A 15,441-nucleotide genomic window follows, 5' to 3' on the forward strand; every position below is an offset into this window, starting at 1 on the left:
TTGAGTAGTGATCGCGGGTGCGGCCGGGAGCTGGCTCCCGGCCGCACCCTCTTTTTCTCTTGAGCGACGGAGCGTCCCTCCCTTGGACTTCGACGGATTGTTCTCCAACTTCGGGGAACTCACCACGACCGGCTTGACGCAGGGCGCCATCTACGCCCTGGTCGCGCTCGGCTACACGCTCGTGTACGGCGTGCTAAGGCTCATCAACTTCGCCCACTCCGAGGTCTTCATCGCCGGCGCGTTCGCCGCGATCTGGACCTGGAACGGCTTCGGACTCGACCAGAACTCCCAGGTCAGCGGCATCGGCTCGATCCTGTTCTACCTGCTGGTGGCGATGATCGTGGCGGCCATCGCCTCGGCGGGCACCGCCACGGTGATCGAACGGGTCGCGTACCGGCCGCTGCGCAAGCGCAACGCGCCGCCGCTGGCGTTCCTCATCACCGCCATCGGCGCCTCGATCGCCATCTCCGAGGCGTTCGGCGTCTACACCCGGCGCCGGCCGGAGGGCGCGCCCATCCTGGTCAGCTCCGAGCCGCTGTTCCACATCGCCGGGGTGCCGATCGACGCGGTGCAGCTGCTCACGATCGGTTCCGCGCTGGTGATGATGTTCGCGCTGGACCAGTTCATCAACCGCAGCCGTACCGGCCGCGGCATCCGGGCGGTGGCCCAGGACGCCAACACGGCGGCCCTGATGGGCGTCAACAAGGACCGCATCATCCTGATGGTCTTCATCGCCGGTGGCACCATGGCCGGCGTCGCGGGCCTGCTGTACGACGTGCGGATCCAGACGCTCACCTACAGCGTCGGCTTCCTGCTGGGCCTCAAGGCGTTCACCGCGGCGGTGCTCGGCGGTATCGGCAACCTGCGCGGCGCGCTCGTCGGCGGGTTGCTGCTCGGCGTCGTGGAGAACTACGCCGCGGGCCTGTTCGGCAGTCAGTGGAAGGACTTCGCCGCGTTCGCGGTGCTGGTCGTGCTGCTGATGTTCCGGCCGACCGGTCTGCTCGGCGAATCACTGGGGAGGGCACGCGCATGACGACCACCATCGACCCGCCGGAGCGGCGGGAGACGGCGGCGGACAAGCTGCGGCAGGGCCGGCACGCGATCTCGGAGCGCTGGCACCACGCGCCGCGCTGGGTGCGCTGGGTGCTGCTGGTCGCGGTCATCGCGTTCTTCTACGCGCTGCCGAACAAGGAGTTCTACCAGTACCTCGGGCCGATCCCGACGCCCGGCGCGAACTTCACCCAGGTGATGTTCACGGTCTCGATCTACGTGCTGCTGGCGGTCGGGCTCAACATCGTGGTGGGCTTCGCCGGTCTGCTCGACCTCGGCTACTTCGGCTTCTTCGCCGTCGGCGCGTACACGGTCGCGGTGCTGACCTCGCCGAGCAGCGACATCAAGACGCTGTGGCCGTGGCTGCTGGTGGTGCCGATCGCGATCGCCCTGACCATGGTCTCCGGCGTCATGCTCGGTACGCCGACGCTGCGTCTGCGCGGCGACTACCTGGCGCTGGTGACGCTCGGCTTCGCCGAGATGATCCGGATCGCGGCGGTCAGCTCCGAGTTCCTCAAGGGACAGCGCGGCTTCAACCAGATCCCGCACCCGCCCGGCCAGTACGCCGACGGCCGGCCGTGGTTCGGCGTGCTCGACGCCCGCCCGTACTACTGGCTGGTGCTCACGCTGATCATCCTGGTGGTGATCGGGGTGCGGAACCTGACCCACAGCCGGGTCGGCCGGGCCTGGATCTCGATCCGCGAGGACGAGGACGCCGCCCAGCTCATGGGCGTGCCGACGTTCAAGTTCAAGCTGTGGGCGTTCGCCTCCGGCGCGGCCATCGCCGGCCTGGCCGGCGCGCTGTTCGCCGGTAAGCAGAACTTCGTCAACTCGCAGAACTTCGAGCTGCTCAACTCGATCATCATCCTGGCCGCTGTCATCTTCGGCGGCTCGGGCAACATCGTCGGCGCGATCGTCGGCGGTGGCCTGGTGGCGTACATGATCGAGCGGTTCCGTGGCATCGAGCTGTTCGGCGTGGAGCTGTACGAGTACCGGTTCCTGTTCTTCGGTCTGGTGCTCGTGGTGATGATGATCTTCCGGCCGCAGGGCCTGATCCCGAACCGGCGACGAGCGGCGGAGTTCAAGGACCGCCGCAAGGAGGTGATCGTCGGTGAGTGACACCGAGCAGAACCCGAAGGTTCCGGTCCAGGCGGCGGCCCCCGCCGTCGAGGCGGTCGACAAGCGGGAGCCGTTGCTGGAGGTCGACCACGTCACGCTGCGCTTCGGCGGCGTGGTGGCCCTCAACGACGTGGACTTCACCCTCTACAAGGGTGAGATCCTCGGTCTGATCGGCCCGAACGGCGCCGGCAAGACCACCTGCTTCAACGCGATGACCGGCATCTACCAGCCCACCGAGGGGCAGATCCGGTTCCTGGGCCAGAAGATCAGTGGCAAGAAGCGCCACCAGATCACCCGCATGGGCATGGCCCGTACGTTCCAGAACATCCGTCTCTTCCCGGAGATGACCGCGCTGGAGAACGTCCAGGTCGGCGCGGACGCGCACCACAAGACCAGCGTGATCTCCGCCCTGCTGCGCCTGCCGCGGCACTGGAAGGAGGAGCGCGAGGGCCGGGAGAAGGCCGAGCGCCTGCTGGAGTTCGTCGGCATCCGCAACCGGATGCACGAGTTCGCCCGCAACCTGTCCTACGGCGAGCAGCGGCGGTTGGAGATCGCCCGCGCGCTGGCCACCGATCCGAAACTGCTCTGCCTGGACGAGCCGGCCGCCGGCTTCAACCCGGCGGAGAAGGAGGAGCTGCTCCAGCTCATCCGGCAGATCCGGGACCAGGGCGTGACGGTGCTGCTGATCGAGCACGACATGCGCCTGGTGATGGGCGTGACCGACCGGATCGTGGTCCTGGAGTTCGGAAAGAAGATCGCCGAAGGGCTGCCCGCCGAGGTGCGGGACAACCCGAAGGTGGTCGCGGCGTACCTGGGGGTGCCGGACGATGCTGCTTGAGATCGAGGACGTGAGCCTGCTCTACGGGCGGATCCAGGCGCTGCACGGCATCAGCCTGACCGTGGACGAGGGGGAGATCGTCGCGCTGATCGGCGCGAACGGCGCCGGCAAGTCCACCACCATGCGGGCGATCTCCGGCATCCGGCCGGTCGCCTCCGGCCGGATCAAGTTCGCCGGCGAGGACATCACCAAGCTCCGCGCCGACCTGCGGGTCCGGCGCGGACTGTGCCAGGCACCCGAGGGCCGGGGCATCTTCCCCGGCATGACGGTGCTGGAGAACCTCGACATGGGCGCGTACACCCGGCGCGACAAGGCCGGCATCGCGCAGGACCTGGCCCGGGTGCTGGACCTGTTCCCGCGGCTGGCCGAGCGGCGCAAGCAGGCCGGCGGCACGCTCTCCGGCGGCGAGCAGCAGATGCTCGCGGTCGGCCGGGCGCTGATGAGCCGGCCGAAGCTGCTGCTGCTCGACGAGCCGTCGATGGGTCTCGCGCCGATGCTGATCCAGCAGATCTTCACGATCATCACGGAGATCAACCAGCAGGGCACCACGATCCTGCTGGTGGAGCAGAACGCCCAGCAGGCGCTGGCGCGCGCCCACCGGGCGTACGTGCTGGAGACCGGCCGGATCGTCAAGAGCGGCACCGGCGCGGACCTGCTGCACGACCCCTCGGTCAAAGAGGCCTACCTCGGCGTGGCCTGACCGGCCGACCCCTCGCAATAAGGAGTACAGCCATGTTCCACCCCAACCCCGGACGGCGGGCGGCGCTCGGCGTCGCCGGTGCGGCCGTCCTGCTGCTCTCCCTCGCCGCGTGCGGCGAGGAGGAGAGCACCGACCAGCCCGGCGGCGGTCCCAGCGTCGCGTCGTCGGTCGACGCCGCGCTGGCCGCGAAGGTCCCGGACGCGATCAAGTCGGACGGCAAGATCGTGGTGGGCACCGACTCCACCTACGCCCCGGCGGAGTTCCTGGACAACGACGGCAAGACCGTGATCGGCTTCGACGTCGAGCTGTTCACCGCGGTGGCGGCCAAGCTGGGCCTCAAGGCGGAGTTCGTCTCGGCGCCGTTCGGCGACATCATCAACGGCGTCAACTCGGGCAAGTACGAGGCAGGCGTCTCGTCGTTCACCATCAACGACGAGCGCAAGGGCCAGGCCAACATGGTCAGCTACTTCCAGGTCGGCACCCAGTGGGTGACCAAGAAGGGCAACCCGGCCGGGATCGCGCTGGACAACGCCTGCGGCAAGAAGATCGCGGTGCAGAAGGACACGGTCCAGGTCGAGGACATCCAGAAGCGCTCCAAGGCGTGCACCGACGCCGGCAAGCCGGCGATCACCGTCGACCAGTTCCCGGGCCAGGACGCCGCCACCGCCGCCGTCGTGTCCGGCAAGGACGACGCGATGCTGGCCGACTACCCGGTCGGCGTGTACGCGGTGACGCAGTCCAACGACGCCCTGGAGCTGCTGGACAAGCAGTACGAGGCGGCGCCGTACGGCTACGTGCTGGCCAAGGAGCAGACGCAGCTGGCCGAGGCGGTGCGGGACGCCACCAAGGCCGTGATCGCCGACGGCTCGTACAAGCAGGTGCTCGACAAGTGGAAGGTGGGAGACGGCGCGATCACGGACCCCGCGATCAACCCGTGACGACATGACCACCGAGGAAGCGACAACCGCGCGGGCACGGCCGGAACCGATCAAGGCCGTGCCCGTGCGGCACCCCGGACGATGGGTCGCCGTGGCGGTGCTCTCCGTCCTGGCCGCGATGTTCGTCCACCTGCTGGTGACCAACGAGGCCTTCAACTGGTCCTTCATGGTCGACAAGATGTTCCGGCCGCCGATCATCGAGGGCCTGCTGCGCGGCACCGTGCTGATGACTGTCAGCGCGATGCTCATCGGCGTCACGCTCGGCGTGGTGATCGCGGTGATGCGGCTGTCGGACAACCCGATCCTGCGCGGCGTGGCCTGGCTCTACACCTGGTTCTTCCGGGCCGTGCCCCGGCTGGTCCTGCTGGCCGTCTTCGGCAACATCGGCATCCTGTGGAGCCGGGTCGAGTTCGGGGTGCCGTTCGACACCCAGATCGGCCAGCTGTTCGGCATCGACAACCTGCAACTGCGGCTGTTCGGGTTCTCCTCCCGTGACATCCTCACCGGCTTCATGGCCGGTCTGCTCGGCCTCGCGCTCTCCGAGGCCGCGTACATGGCGGAGATCGTCCGGGCCGGCATCCAGTCGGTCGATCCCGGTCAGACCGAGGCCGCTCAGGCACTCGGCCTGAGCCGTGCCCAGCTACTGCGCCGGGTGGTGCTGCCGCAGGCGATGCGGGTGATCATCCCGCCGACCGGCAACGAGACCATCGCCATGCTCAAGGACACGTCCCTGTTGCTCTACGTGCCGGTGAGCGTGGAGCTGTTCTTCCAGCTCGACGCCGTCGGCAAACGGACGTTCCAGATCTTCCCGATGTACGTCGCGGCGTGCCTGTGGTACCTGTTCCTGACCAGCATCCTGCTCGTCGGCCAGTACTACCTGGAGCGCCACTTCGGCAAGGGATACGGCGTCACCGGGCGGGCCCGGCTGAGGCTGCGAGGGATGACGGCCGAGGCCGGTGGCGGCGCGGGGGTGGTGAAGTGACCGAGCTGATCGTGCCCGCGCAGGCCACCGCGCCCACGGCCGGGTCCGGCCTGATGGTGCGGGCCGAGCAGGTGCACAAGTCGTTCGGGCCGCTGGAGGTGCTCAAGGGCATCGACCTGGAGGTCCGCTCCGGCGAGGTGTGCTGCCTGCTGGGGCCCTCGGGCTCCGGCAAGTCGACGTTCCTGCGCTGCATCAACCACCTGGAGAAGATCGACGCCGGCCGGATCTGGGTCGACGGCGACCTGATCGGCTACCGGGAGCGCGGCGGCAAGCTGTACGAGATGCGGGACCGGGACGTGGCCGCCCAGCGCCGTGCCATCGGCATGGTGTTCCAGCGGTTCAACCTGTTCCCGCACATGACGGTGCTGCAGAACGTCATGGAGGCGCCGGTGCTGCTGCGCCAGGCGAAGAAGGCGCAGGCCCGGGAGCACGCCGCGCAGCTGCTGGACCGGGTGGGGCTGGGCGACAAGCTCGGCGCGTACCCCGGTCAGCTCTCCGGCGGCCAGCAGCAGCGGGTGGCGATCGCCCGGGCGCTGGCCATGCGGCCGAAGCTGATGCTGTTCGACGAGCCGACCAGCGCGCTCGACCCGGAGCTGGTGGGCGAGGTGCTGGACACGATGAAGGACCTGGCCCGCGACGGCATGACGATGATCGTGGTGACCCACGAGATCGGCTTCGCCCGTGAGGTGGGCGACCACCTCGTGTTCATGGACGGCGGCGTGGTGGTCGAGCAGGGTGACCCGCGCGAGGTGATCTCGGCGCCGAAGCACGAGCGGACCAAGGCGTTCCTGGCCAAGGTTCTCTGACCTCGGCCTCCGGTGCGGCGCGCGCCGCACCGGAGGCCGGAGTTGTCGGGCGTACGGACTAGAGTCGCAGCCGTGACAGCTACGACGCCGCGCCTGCTCCTCGTCGACGGACATTCCCTGGCATACCGGGCTTTCTTCGCCCTGCCTGTGGAGAACTTCTCCACCACCACGGGGCAGCCGACCAACGCCGTCTACGGCTTCACCTCGATGCTGATCAACGTGCTGCGCGACGAGCAGCCGACGCACATCGTCGTGGCGTTCGACGTCTCCCGCCGCTCCTTCCGCACCGAGAGGTACTCCGAGTACAAGGCCGGCCGCAGCGAGACCCCCACCGACTTCAAGGGCCAGGTCAGCCTGGTCAAGGAGGTCCTCGCCGCGCTGCGCGTGCCGGTGGTCGAGAAGGAGGGCTACGAGGCCGACGACGTCATCGCCACGCTCGCCTGCCAGGCCCGCGACCAGGGCATGGACGTGCTGATCACCACCGGTGACCGGGACGCGTTCCAGCTCGTCGGCGAGCAGGTGACAGTGCTCTACCCGCGCAAGGGCGTCTCCGACCTGGCCCGGATGGACCCGGCCGCGGTCGAGGCGAAGTACGGCGTCACCCCGGACCGCTACCGCGACCTGGCCGCGCTGGTCGGCGAGACCAGCGACAACCTGCCGGGCGTACCGGGTGTCGGCCCGAAGACCGCGGCCAAGTGGATCAACCTGTACGGCGGCGTCGAGGGCGTGGTGGCCCGCGCCGACGAGATCAAGGGCAAGGCCGGCGACAGCCTGCGTGAGCGGCTGGCCGACGTGATCCGCAACTACGAGATCAACTGCCTGGTCTCCGACCTGGAGCTGCCGGTCCGCCCCGAGGACGCCCGCTGGCAGGGCTGGGACCGCGAAGCCGTGCACCAGGTCTTCGACACGCTCCAGTTCCGCATCCTGCGCGACCGGCTCTACCAATACCTGGAAGCCGTCGAGCCGGAGGCCGAGGCGGGCTTCGACCTGGCCGGCGAGGTGCTCACCGAGCCGGGCGCGCTCGCGGGCTGGCTCGACACGCACGCCCCGGCGGGCGCCCCGGTGGGCCTGGCGGTCACGCTCGACACCGGCCCCAACCGCCGGCACACCGCCACGGTGACCGCGATGGCGCTGGCCACCGCCGCCGGCGCGGGCGCCTGGTTCGACCCGAGCGCCCTGGGCGCCGACGACGAGACCGCGCTGGCCGGGTGGCTCGCCGACGCGGAGCGCCCGAAGGTGCTGCACGACAGCAAGCCGGCGGTGCTGGCGTTCGCCGCGCACGGCTGGGAGCTTCAGGGCATCGCCCGCGACACGCAGATCGCCGCCTACCTGGCCCGCCCCGACCAGCGCTCCTACGACCTGACCGACCTGGCGCTGCGTTACCTGCACCGGGAGCTGCGCGTCGACGCGCCGGAGACCGGTCAGCTCACCCTCGACGGGCTCGGCGACGAGGGCGTGGCCGAGCAGAACCTCATGCTCCAGGCCCGCGCCACGCTCGACCTGGCCGACGCGATCGACGCCGAGCTGTCCCGCGACGGCGAGCAGTCGGCCCGGCTGATGGCCGGCGTGGAGCTGCCGCTGATGCGGGTGCTCGCGACCATGGAGCGCACCGGCATCGCCGCCGACACCGACTACCTCTCCGAGCTGGAGGCGCACTTCGCCGCCGAGGTGAAGGCCGCCGCCCAGAGCGCGTACGAGGTGGTCGGCCGGGAGTTCAACCTCGGTTCGCCGAAGCAGCTCCAGGAGATCCTTTTCACCGAGCTGGGCCTGCCCAAGACCAAGCGGATCAAGACCGGCTACACCACCGACGCCGACGCGCTCCAGTGGCTCTACGCGCAGACCGAGCACCCGCTGCTGCACCACCTGCTGCGCCACCGCGACGTGGCGAAGCTCAAGTCGACTGTCGACGGTCTGCTCAAGTCGGTCTCCGACGACGGCCGGATCCACACCACGTTCAACCAGACGGTGGCGGCGACCGGGCGGCTGTCCTCCACCGAGCCGAACCTGCAGAACATCCCGATCCGCACCGAGGAGGGGCGGCGGATCCGGCGCGCGTTCGTCGTCGGCGAGGGCTACGAGTGCCTGCTCACCGCCGACTACAGCCAGATCGAGATGCGGATCATGGCGCACCTGTCCTCGGACGACGCGCTGATCGAGGCGTTCAACTCCGGGCACGACTTCCACGCCGCCACCGCGTCCTCGGTCTTCACGGTCGAGGTCGGCGACGTGACCGCCGACCAGCGCCGCAAGATCAAGGCGATGAACTACGGCCTGGCGTACGGGCTCAGCGCGTTCGGCCTGTCCCAGCAGCTCGGCATCAGCGCCGAGGAGGCGCGCGGGCTGATGGAGAACTACTTCGCCGGGTTCGGCGGGGTCCGCGACTACCTCCAGGAGGTGGTGGCCCGGGCTCGCCAGGACGGCTACACCTCCACCATCCTGGGTCGCCGCCGCTACCTGCCCGACCTGGTCAGCGACAACCGGCAGCGCCGCGAGATGGCCGAGCGGATGGCGCTCAACGCCCCGATCCAGGGTTCGGCGGCCGACATCATCAAGGTCGCGATGCTGCACGTCGACAACGCGCTGCGCGACGCCGGGCTGCGCTCCCGGATGCTGTTGCAGGTGCACGACGAGCTGGTCTTCGAGGTCGCGCCGGGCGAGCGGGAGGCGCTGGAGGCGCTGGTGCGCAAGGAGATGGGCGAGGCGTACCCGCTGTCGGTGCCGCTGGAGGTGTCGGTGGGCGAGGGCCGCGACTGGAACAGCGCCGACCACTGACCCCACCGCCGCCCCACCCGCGTCGGCCACCGCCCACCCACCCGCCCCGGCAATGATCAAGGAGTTTGTGTCACGCCCGAGCCCGTTCGGGGACACAAACTCCTTGATCACCGCACAAGAGGAGGCGGCGGAGGAGGCGGGAGCAGGGGCGAGGGCGCAGCGGCGGCGGCCTGGAGGGCGGCGGCCAGGCGGTCCCGGACGGCCACCTGGGCCGCGATCCGGGCGTCCAGCACGGCCAGCCGCTCCCGGCCGACCCGCAGCCCCGCCGGGGACGGCGGCGCCGACGCCACGTCCCCGTCCAGGCAGGGCAGGAAGACCCGCACGTCGTCCAGCGTCAGCCCGGCGTCGAGCAGGTGACGGATGTTGCGGACCCGGGTGACGACCGCGGCGTCGTACTCGCGATAACCGTTCGCGGCCCGGGCCGAGGCGATGAGCCCGTGTTCCTCGTAGTGCCGCAGGGCACGCGGCGTGCAGCCCGTCGCCTTCGCCACCGCGCCGATCCGCACCGCCGCCACCGTCCTCTCACGCGACCACCGCGCCCCCGTCCACCGGCAGCACCACACCGGTGACGAAGTCCGCCTCCGGCTCGCACAGCCGCCGGATCGCCCAGGCTACGTCCTCCGGGCGGCCGATCCGGCCCGCCGGGGTGTGTGCGAGCTGCCAGTCCCGTACCGCCGCGCGCCGCTCGGGGGAGAGGCCACTGTGCTCGCCGATGGGAGTGTCGACCGCGCCGGGCGCCACCGCCACCACCCGGACGCCGAGCGGCGCGAGTTCCACCGCCCAGCTGCGGGTCAGCGAGTCCAGCGCGGCCTTGCCCGCCGCGTACACCGAACTGCCCGGCCAGGCGCGCAGGCCGACCGACGTGGTGACGTTGACGATCACGCCACGGGTCGCGGCGAGCGCCTCGACGGCGGCGTGCGCCAGCCGGATCGGCGCGAGGAGGTTCGTCTCCAGTTGCCGCCGGGCGGCGTCCTCGTCCAGCTCCGCCAGCGGCCCGCCGCCGGCCACGCCCGCGTTGTTGACCAGGACGTCGAGGCGGCCGTACCGGTCGAGCGCGGCGCGGACGACCCGGTCCGGCCCGTCGGGAGCGGTGACGTCGGCCGTCAGCGGGGCGATACCCGGCCGGCCGGCGGCGGTCTCCGCCAGCGGCGCGGCGCGCCGGCCGACTGCGACCACTGCGTACCCGGAGGTGGCGAGGGAGCGTGCGGTGGCCCGGCCGATGCCGGTCCCCGCACCGGTGACCACGGCGACGCGTGGCGTGCGGCGTTCCATGCCGGCATCGTCCGACCCTGCCGCCTGCGGCAGGGTCAAGCGGGCCGGTCAGAGACCGAGCAGGACCGGCATCGCGTTGACCGCGCCGTGGACCACGAGCAGCGGCCACATCCGGCGGTACCGGGACCACAGGTAGCCGAGGAACAGCCCGAGCGCGCCGTGGTTGACGACCACCGACGCCAGGTCGACGGCGGGCCGGCCGCTGCCCTGGATGGCCACGTGCCAGGCCGCCCACACCAGCGACGCGAGCACGATCGCCGGCCAGCGGCCCAGCAGCGACTCCCACCGGGTCTGCAGCCACCGCCGGTAGAAGGCCTCCTCCAGCAGCGCGTTCACCGCGAAGGCCACAAGCAGCGTGACGACCAGCTCGACCGGCGTGACGGTCCGCCCCCAGTCGCTCGCCGGCACGGACAGCGGCGTCGCGTAGCTGAGCACCAGCCACACCGCCACCGGCAGCGCCGGACCCCACCGGTGGGCGGCGTCCGCCGGGGCCGGCCCCGCCCGCCACCGTGGCGGCAGGCGGCGCGCGGCCAGGAACACCACAAGGGGTACGCCGAGCAGCAGCGCGAGCTTCCACACGGTGTACGCGGGTTCGCCCCCCAGCAGTGGCATGACGGCGGCGAACGCGATCCCGGCCAGCAGCAGCGGCACCGCCTCACGGTACGGCGCTACCGGGTCCGGCCACCTCGGGTCGGGCGCGGGCGGGATCAGGCGGATCAGCGCGATCGCGGCCAGCGCCGGGATCCAGCGGCTCCACATCGGCACGGTGCCGTCGTGGTCGGCGCTGTACCTGACGCCGGTGTTGCCGGTCACCACCAGGAAGACTGCCGCGACGGCGATCAGGCCGAGGCCGGCCACGAGGACCACCCGCCCGGCGCGGGGATGACGGCCGGCGATTGAGACGTCTGTCGTCATCGCGGGCACGGTACCAACGCCCGGCGAACGGACCGGCCGGCTCAGCCCTTGAGCGGGTCGTGGCCCCAGTTCATCAGCGACCAGCGCCACCTGGTGTCCCGGACGTCACCCGCGGGACGTTGCGCCAGGTGCCGGTGCACGTATCCGATCACCTTGCGCATGTGCTTGTAGTCGGCGGCGGTGAGGTCGGCGCGCTTGCGGCGCAGCAGGTCGACGATGCGCCGGCCGGAGTCGTGGCCGACCGACTCGCCGCCCTGGGTGCCCTTTTTGTGCCAGCCGACGTGTTTGGACTCCTCGCTCTCCAGCCAGCGGGACAGCTCGCCCGGCTTCATGTTCACCGCGTCGGTGAACTCCCGGTACGTCTGCTGCGGGTCCTCAGCGCGACTCATGGCGAAGCACCTCCGGACGGTGGGCGACGTCGCGGCCCGAGTCGTCGTTGGTGATCCGGTACTGCGGCTGCTCCGGCGAGGCGTTCACGGTGTGCCCGCGGACGTGGGTGCGCTCGGTCAGCTTCTCCTTGACGACGCCGTACGCCCGGCCGCTGTGGCTGGCCCAGGAGACGTGGTCCCCGGCGCGGAACTCCTTCTCGGCCATGCCGCCCGGTTACCCGCGGCGGATACCGAGTAACGGCGTCGTCAGGGCCGGATCTCCGCGATCGGCAGCTTGATCGCGAAGGGCTCGGGCAGCTCGATCACCTCGCTGCCGTCGTCCACCAGTTCGTACTGCCGCTCGCCGCCCGGGCCGATCCGGTCACCGAGGCGGTACGCGTAGAGGTGCACCGGATCCTGCTCGATCCGCCAGTAGAAGGGAATCCCTGCGGCGGCGTACTCGCCCGGCTTGGCGAACCGGTCGACCCGCCGGGTGCCGGGGGAGACGATCTCGACGGCCAGGACGACGTCCGCCGGTCGCAGGAGGGACCGGTCGCTCGGCAGCCCGGCGTGGTGGAGCAGGACGTCCGGTTGCCGGCTGGTGTTCGGGCTGAGTCCGACCCCGATGGCTTGGGACGCCCGTAGGTGAGCCGGTGCGTGCGATCGAAGCCAGAGCCACAGCAGGCTGGAGATTGTCTGGTGGCCCAGGGTGGGGGAGGGCGTCACCTGGAAGACTCCGTCGACGAGTTCGACGCGGGGGGCGTCGTCCGGCAGGGTGAGCAGATCCTCCAGCGTGTAGTCCGCACGCTGCTGCCGCATCGGGTCCGGACACCAGGGGCCAGGTGATGTCGGGACGGGCTCGGCGCTCATGCGGCGAGCGTACCGCCGGGTGCCGGAGCCCCTGCCGCACCGGACGTGCGACGCGCTCAGTCCGTCGGCTTCTCGGCGACGAAGATGGCGGTGCCGGGGAACAGCCGGCCGCGCAGCGGGCTCCACTGGCCCCAGATCCCCTCGTGCCCGGCCGGCCACTCCGGTTCCACCAGGTCCAGCAGGCGGAAACCGGCGCCGACCAGCTCCCGGATCCGGTCGCCCAGGGTGCGGTGCTGCTCGACGTACGTGGCCACGCCGTGCTCGTCCTGCTCGACGTAGGGGGAGCGGTCGAAGTACGAGTGCACCGCGGTCAGCCCGCCCTCGCCCGGGTCGTCCAGGAAGATCCAGCGCATCGGGTGGGTGACCGAGAAGACCCACCGGCCGCCGGGGCGCAGCACCCTCGCCACCTCGCGCATCGCCGCCGCCGAGTCGTCCACGAACGGGATCGCGCCGAACGCGGTGCAGACCGCGTCGAACGCGGCGTCGGCGAACGGCAGGGCGAGCGCGTCGGCCTGCACCAGCGGCACGCGTACCCCGGTGCGGTCGGCGGCCTCGGCGGCGTGCCGCAGCATGCCGGCGGACAGGTCCAGCGCGACCGGCCGGGCGCCCTGGGCGGCGAGCCAGCGGGCGGCGGCGGCCGCCCCGGCGCCGAGTTCGAGGATCCGCCGGCCGGCCACGTCGCCGAGCAGCCGGGCGTCGGCCTCGCGCAGCCCTTCCGGGCACCAGACGAAGTCGGCGTCGCCGAGGAACGCGCCGTGCTCGGCCTGGTACGCGTCGGCGTCGGTGTCCCACCATCCGCGGTTGGCGCGGCGGATCTCGCCGGCGTCGACCCGTCGGCGGGTCACCCTGTCGTCGTCCACCCGTCCACGCTAGGTCCGGCGGTGCCGGGCCGGTCGGGTGGGGTGGCGGTTGGGGCGGGTGTGACGGACGAGACAGCTGTGGCACCTTACCGAGCAAAATCTCCGCTTTCGCAGCGGATGAGTTCGCACGGACCCGGGAGGGCTTGCACGCTGTGGTAATGCAGCGGGTAGGCTAGACGATGCGCTCGCGGATCGTGTGCCTCGGCAGGGAGCAGGTGCGCGGTCACCGGAGCCACTAATGATCTTCTCGCGTCGATCGTTCGGTGTGCCCGGCGACGGATCCGCTGGCGCGGAAGAGTCACTGCGACACCCATGCCCGCTGTGACAACCCATCCGACCGGAGCAACCGCCCACATGACGAGCAGCATCGAGGCCACCTCGAGCGCCAACAAGGTCACCCACGACGACCTCGGCTCTGAGGAAGCTTTCCTCGCCGCGATCGACGAGACCATCAAGTACTTCAACGACGGCGACATTGTCGAAGGCACCGTCGTCAAGGTCGATCGGGACGAGGTCCTGCTCGACATCGGCTACAAGACCGAGGGTGTCATCCCCTCTCGGGAGCTGTCGATCAAGCACGACGTGGACCCGGCCGAGGTCGTTTCGGTGGGCGACCACATCGAGGCCCTCGTCCTCCAGAAGGAGGACAAGGAGGGTCGGCTGATCCTCTCCAAGAAGCGGGCGCAGTACGAGCGGGCCTGGGGCACGATCGAGAAGATCAAGGACGAGGACGGCGTCGTCCGCGGCTCGGTCATCGAGGTCGTCAAGGGTGGTCTCATCCTCGACATCGGCCTGCGTGGCTTCCTGCCCGCGTCGCTCGTCGAGATGCGGCGTGTGCGTGACCTGCAGCCGTACGTCGGCCGCGAGCTCGAAGCCAAGATCATCGAGCTGGACAAGAACCGCAACAACGTGGTCCTGTCCCGCCGTGCCTGGCTGGAGCAGACGCAGTCCGAGGTGCGCACCGAGTTCCTCAACAAGCTCCAGAAGGGGCAGGTCCGCAAGGGCGTCGTCTCCTCGATCGTCAACTTCGGGGCGTTCGTCGACCTGGGCGGCGTGGACGGCCTCGTGCACGTCTCCGAGCTGTCCTGGAAGCACATCGACCACCCGTCCGAGGTCGTCGAGGTGGGCCAGGAGGTCGAGGTCGAGGTCCTGGACGTCGACCTGGACCGCGAGCGGGTCTCGCTGTCGCTGAAGGCGACGCAGGAGGACCCGTGGCGTCAGTTCGCCCGCACCCACGCGATCCAGCAGATCGTGCCGGGTAAGGTCACCAAGCTGGTGCCGTTCGGCGCGTTCGTCCGGGTGGACGACGGCATCGAGGGCCTGGTCCACATCTCCGAGCTGGCCGAGCGCCACGTGGAGATCCCGGAGCAGGTCGTGCAGGTCGGCTCCGAGGTCATGGTCAAGGTCATCGACATCGACCTGGAGCGCCGCCGGATCTCGCTGTCGCTCAAGCAGGCCAACGAGGGCTTCGTCGAGGGCGAGGAGCACTTCGACCCGACCCTCTACGGCATGGCCGCGACGTACGACGAGCAGGGCAACTACATCTACCCGGAGGGCTTCGACCCGGAGACGGGCGAGTGGCTCGAGGGCTACGACAAGCAGCGCGAGACCTGGGAGCAGCAGTACGCCGAGGCGCGTCAGCGCTGGGAGGCCCACACCAAGCAGGTGCAGACCTCCCGCGCCGCCGACGCCGAGGCCGCTGCCAACCCGGCTCCGCCCGTCACCAGCGGCACCACCACCTCGACCTCGGCCCCGAGCCGTCAGGCCGAGGAGCCGGCCGGCACGCTCGCGACCGACGAGGCGCTCGCCGCGCTGCGGGAGAAGCTCGCCGGCGGCAAGTGACCGGACGCTGACGCGGGTTCGTCCCACCGGACGAACCGGCGGCTGCCTCTGACCGACGGGCCCCGTCCCCGCGTTCCGCACCAGCGGAGCGCCGGGGGCGGGGCCCGCG

15 protein-coding genes and 1 pseudogene are annotated in these 15,441 nt (G+C 70.6%); 9 read left to right on the top strand and 7 right to left on the bottom strand.

The genetic code is table 11. From position 1 onward, the window contains the following. Window positions 1–82: 82 nt before the first annotated feature. The 8 genes from ACN27C_RS18110 (at window position 83) to polA (ending at window position 9,205) form a co-directional block, all read left to right on the top strand. Window positions 83–1,033: a branched-chain amino acid ABC transporter permease gene (locus tag ACN27C_RS18110; protein ID WP_091420555.1), complete on the top strand. Its 951-nt coding sequence runs from the start codon at window positions 83–85 to the stop codon at window positions 1,031–1,033. Then, a complete protein-coding gene (locus ACN27C_RS18115) occupies window positions 1,030–2,169 on the top strand; it encodes a branched-chain amino acid ABC transporter permease (RefSeq protein WP_013475843.1) in 1,140 nt (379 codons plus the stop codon). The genes ACN27C_RS18110 and ACN27C_RS18115 overlap by 4 nt, the downstream gene beginning before the upstream one ends. Beyond that, on the top strand, window positions 2,162–3,007 hold the full coding sequence (locus tag ACN27C_RS18120; protein WP_121683027.1) for an ABC transporter ATP-binding protein: 846 nt from the start codon (window positions 2,162–2,164) through the stop codon (window positions 3,005–3,007). The genes ACN27C_RS18115 and ACN27C_RS18120 overlap by 8 nt, the downstream gene beginning before the upstream one ends. After that, a complete protein-coding gene (locus tag ACN27C_RS18125) occupies window positions 2,997–3,707 on the top strand; it encodes an ABC transporter ATP-binding protein (RefSeq protein ID WP_422746924.1) in 711 nt (236 codons plus the stop codon). Before ACN27C_RS18120 ends, ACN27C_RS18125 begins: the two co-directional genes overlap by 11 nt. Window positions 3,708–3,739: 32 nt before the next feature. Further along, the gene (locus ACN27C_RS18130) at window positions 3,740–4,645 is read left to right on the top strand and encodes an ABC transporter substrate-binding protein (protein ID WP_422746926.1); all 906 of its coding nucleotides are present in this window, start codon (window positions 3,740–3,742) and stop codon (window positions 4,643–4,645) included. Window positions 4,646–4,649: 4 nt separating this feature from the next. Further along, window positions 4,650–5,627, top strand: coding sequence for an amino acid ABC transporter permease (locus ACN27C_RS18135; protein ID WP_121683024.1), 978 nt, complete (start codon window positions 4,650–4,652; stop codon window positions 5,625–5,627). A gap of 53 nt (window positions 5,628–5,680) precedes the next feature. Continuing rightward, window positions 5,681–6,433 carry an amino acid ABC transporter ATP-binding protein gene (locus tag ACN27C_RS18140; RefSeq protein WP_174535931.1) on the top strand — a complete coding sequence of 251 codons (753 nt, stop codon included), beginning with the start codon at window positions 5,681–5,683 and terminating at the stop codon, window positions 6,431–6,433. A gap of 72 nt (window positions 6,434–6,505) precedes the next feature. Continuing rightward, the gene (gene polA / locus ACN27C_RS18145) at window positions 6,506–9,205 is read left to right on the top strand and encodes a DNA polymerase I (RefSeq protein ID WP_422746928.1); all 2,700 of its coding nucleotides are present in this window, start codon (window positions 6,506–6,508) and stop codon (window positions 9,203–9,205) included. Between the two features lie 107 nt (window positions 9,206–9,312). On the opposite strand, the gene ACN27C_RS18150 is transcribed toward polA, so the two are convergent. From ACN27C_RS18150 to ACN27C_RS18180, 7 genes and pseudogenes are all read right to left on the bottom strand, one after another. Next, window positions 9,313–9,720 (bottom strand): MerR family transcriptional regulator, encoded by a 408-nt coding sequence (locus tag ACN27C_RS18150; protein ID WP_422746930.1) that lies wholly within the window; start codon window positions 9,718–9,720, stop codon window positions 9,313–9,315. 7 nt (window positions 9,721–9,727) lie between these two features. Continuing rightward, entirely contained in the window at window positions 9,728–10,477 is a 750-nt protein-coding gene (locus ACN27C_RS18155; RefSeq protein ID WP_422746932.1) for an SDR family NAD(P)-dependent oxidoreductase, read from the bottom strand. 48 nt (window positions 10,478–10,525) lie between these two features. Next, window positions 10,526–11,392 carry a lysostaphin resistance A-like protein gene (locus ACN27C_RS18160; RefSeq protein WP_422746934.1) on the bottom strand — a complete coding sequence of 289 codons (867 nt, stop codon included), beginning with the start codon at window positions 11,390–11,392 and terminating at the stop codon, window positions 10,526–10,528. A gap of 44 nt (window positions 11,393–11,436) precedes the next feature. Continuing rightward, window positions 11,437–11,781, bottom strand: a pseudogene (locus ACN27C_RS18165) (DUF3140 domain-containing protein); the annotation flags it as partial. Beyond that, entirely contained in the window at window positions 11,768–11,986 is a 219-nt protein-coding gene (locus tag ACN27C_RS18170) for a DUF2945 domain-containing protein (protein WP_030503817.1), read from the bottom strand. The pseudogene ACN27C_RS18165 and the gene ACN27C_RS18170, both read right to left, overlap by 14 nt. Window positions 11,987–12,027: 41 nt before the next feature. Further along, window positions 12,028–12,579: a Uma2 family endonuclease gene (locus ACN27C_RS18175; RefSeq protein WP_358172765.1), complete on the bottom strand. Its 552-nt coding sequence runs from the start codon at window positions 12,577–12,579 to the stop codon at window positions 12,028–12,030. 107 nt (window positions 12,580–12,686) lie between these two features. Further along, window positions 12,687–13,490: a class I SAM-dependent methyltransferase gene (locus ACN27C_RS18180; protein WP_422746937.1), complete on the bottom strand. Its 804-nt coding sequence runs from the start codon at window positions 13,488–13,490 to the stop codon at window positions 12,687–12,689. A gap of 312 nt (window positions 13,491–13,802) precedes the next feature. On the opposite strand from ACN27C_RS18180, the gene rpsA reads away from it, so the two are divergent. Further along, window positions 13,803–15,332 (top strand): 30S ribosomal protein S1, encoded by a 1,530-nt coding sequence (gene rpsA, locus ACN27C_RS18185; RefSeq protein WP_121682996.1) that lies wholly within the window; start codon window positions 13,803–13,805, stop codon window positions 15,330–15,332. Window positions 15,333–15,441 lie beyond the last annotated feature (109 nt).

This window comes from Micromonospora sp. WMMD1219 (assembly GCF_049315215.1).
GTDB classification, from domain to species: domain Bacteria; phylum Actinomycetota; class Actinomycetes; order Mycobacteriales; family Micromonosporaceae; genus Micromonospora; species Micromonospora tulbaghiae.

Coding starts and splice junctions, on each gene's coding strand:
- ACN27C_RS18115 (WP_013475843.1), top strand. CDS start 1,030: ATGACGACCACCATCGACCCGCCGGAGCGGCGGGAGACGGCGGCGGAC.
- ACN27C_RS18125 (WP_422746924.1), top strand. CDS start 2,997: ATGCTGCTTGAGATCGAGGACGTGAGCCTGCTCTACGGGCGGATCCAG.
- ACN27C_RS18130 (WP_422746926.1), top strand. CDS start 3,740: ATGTTCCACCCCAACCCCGGACGGCGGGCGGCGCTCGGCGTCGCCGGT.
- ACN27C_RS18135 (WP_121683024.1), top strand. CDS start 4,650: ATGACCACCGAGGAAGCGACAACCGCGCGGGCACGGCCGGAACCGATC.
- ACN27C_RS18140 (WP_174535931.1), top strand. CDS start 5,681: ATGGTGCGGGCCGAGCAGGTGCACAAGTCGTTCGGGCCGCTGGAGGTG.
- ACN27C_RS18155 (WP_422746932.1), bottom strand. CDS start 10,477: ATGGAACGCCGCACGCCACGCGTCGCCGTGGTCACCGGTGCGGGGACC.
- ACN27C_RS18160 (WP_422746934.1), bottom strand. CDS start 11,392: ATGACGACAGACGTCTCAATCGCCGGCCGTCATCCCCGCGCCGGGCGG.
- ACN27C_RS18170 (WP_030503817.1), bottom strand. CDS start 11,986: ATGGCCGAGAAGGAGTTCCGCGCCGGGGACCACGTCTCCTGGGCCAGC.
- ACN27C_RS18175 (WP_358172765.1), bottom strand. CDS start 12,579: ATGCGGCAGCAGCGTGCGGACTACACGCTGGAGGATCTGCTCACCCTG.
- rpsA (WP_121682996.1), top strand. CDS start 13,803: ATGCCCGCTGTGACAACCCATCCGACCGGAGCAACCGCCCACATGACG.